Source organism: Pseudomonas sp. NY15372, assembly GCF_048068215.1.
Classification (GTDB): Bacteria; Pseudomonadota; Gammaproteobacteria; order Pseudomonadales; family Pseudomonadaceae; genus Aquipseudomonas; species Aquipseudomonas guariconensis_A.
In genome coordinates this window covers 1-1,883 of sequence record NZ_JBLUPY010000075.1, presented here as the reverse complement: position 1 = coordinate 1,883, position 1,883 = coordinate 1, and the positions used below count along the sequence as shown (strand labels likewise).

The following is a 1,883-nucleotide window of genomic DNA, read 5'->3' as shown; positions in this document are numbered from 1 at the left end:
GCTTGGCTGTGGTGGCCGAGCAGGTGACTTGGAGGTGAAAGTCCTCTACACACCCGGCAAGGGGAAGTGTTAGCCAGAGGCAAGGGTGTCGCGGGCGACTGCGAATCTGAAGGAAGCCCGAGGCAAAATGCTGGCCTGACGAACAGGAAGCGGATAGAGGCGGCACAGCGGGGTGAGGTGGCATAAATCGCCAAAGCCCAATACTTGCACGGAGCGCTGTGACGTATATCCGACAGGCATAAGCAGGAAGGTCGCGCGAATTACCCTGGGAGATCTGCACGTTTGCCACTGTGCTACCGAGCGTCGAGAGGCGACGGGATGAGCGTGCAGAAGTCAGCCGAGGCCGTAGTAAGTGGCGGTTAACCGCGCCACCAAGGGCTGAACAGGTTATGCCGCCAGTAGGCGTCACTGTCTCGTTGGTAACCGTAATGCAGAAATTTCCCACAGCGGAAACGGTCACTCTGAATCCCGGCCAGAAGCCGAGGGTGATGGCTGACAGTGCAAAGGTATCGACGGCGTCAGTGACGTGGACGAACGCGGAGCCGGACATGCTGATGGAGCGGGTGCTTGCACCGGCCAACCTCAAGCGTGCGTATCAACGCGTGGTCAGCAACAAGGGGGCGCCGGGTGCCGATGGCATGACGGTCGCCGACTTGGCAGGCTACGTGAAACAGTACTGGCCAACCCTCAAGGCCAGGTTGCTGGCCGGTGAGTACCATCCCCAGGCAGTGCGGGCGGTTGAAATTCCCAAGCCGCAGGGCGGAACACGGCAACTGGGTATCCCCAGCGTCGTGGATCGTCTGATCCAGCAAGCATTGCAGCAACAGCTCACACCACTCTTCGATCCGCTGTTCTCGGACTACAGCTACGGCTTTCGTCCGGGCAAAAGCGCTCACCAAGCTGTTGAAATGGCTCGCACCCATGTGGAAGCGGGACATCGTTGGTGCGTGGAGCTTGATCTTGAAAAGTTCTTCGATCGAGTTAATCACGACATCTTGATGGCCTGCTTGCAGCGTCGAGTCGAAGACAAGCGAGTGCTCAAGCTTATCCGCCGTTACCTCGAAGCTGGGATCATGTCGGGTGGAATCGTCAGCCAACGGCATGAGGGGACACCGCAAGGTGGCCCGCTTTCGCCGTTGCTCTCGAACATCCTTCTCGACGAATTTGATCGTGAACTGGAACAGCGGGGTCATCGCTTCGTGCGCTATGCCGACGATGCGAACATCTATGTGCGCAGCCAGAGGGCAGGCGAGCGTGTACTGAACAGTACCGAACGTTTCCTGAGGCGCCGTCTGAAATTGACGGTAAATCGGAATAAGAGCCAAGTGGCGAGGGCCTGGAGTTGCGACTATCTAGGGTATGGGATGAGCCGTCACCGGCAGCCAAGATTGAGAGTGGCAATGATGAGCCTCAAACGCCTGCGTGACCGGCTCCGAGAGCTACTGCGTGGGGCGAGAGGCTGCAAGATGGCCAACACCATCGAGCGGCTGAACCCAGTGCTACGCGGCTGGGCGAGCTACTTCAAACTCAGCCAGGGCAAGCGCCCACTTGAGGAGTTGGACGGGTGGATCAGGCACAAACTTCGCTGCGCCATCTGGCGCCAATGGAAACAGCCCTCAACGAGAGCGCGTAACCTGATACGTCTGGGGCTCAACGAAGAGCGTGCCTGTAGATCGGCCTCCAATGGCCGAGGCCCATGGTGGAATTCGGGTGCACCTCATGCAAATCAGGCGCTGCCGAAGAAGCTATGGGACCGGCTCGGTCTTGTCTCAATACTGGATACGATCAACCGGCTTAGTCGCATAACCTGAACCGCCGTGTACGGAACCGTACGCACGGTGGTGTGAGAGGACGGCGGGTCAGAGCCCGCCTCCTACTCGATG

Annotated in this window: 1 protein-coding gene; it reads left to right on the top strand. The window is 59.0% G+C overall.

What is annotated here, in order from left to right:
* Nucleotides 1–389: 389 nt before the first annotated feature.
* A complete protein-coding gene (gene ltrA / locus ACNFG0_RS22795; RefSeq protein ID WP_416766517.1) occupies nucleotides 390–1,811 on the top strand; it encodes a group II intron reverse transcriptase/maturase in 1,422 nt (473 codons plus the stop codon).
* Nucleotides 1,812–1,883 lie beyond the last annotated feature (72 nt).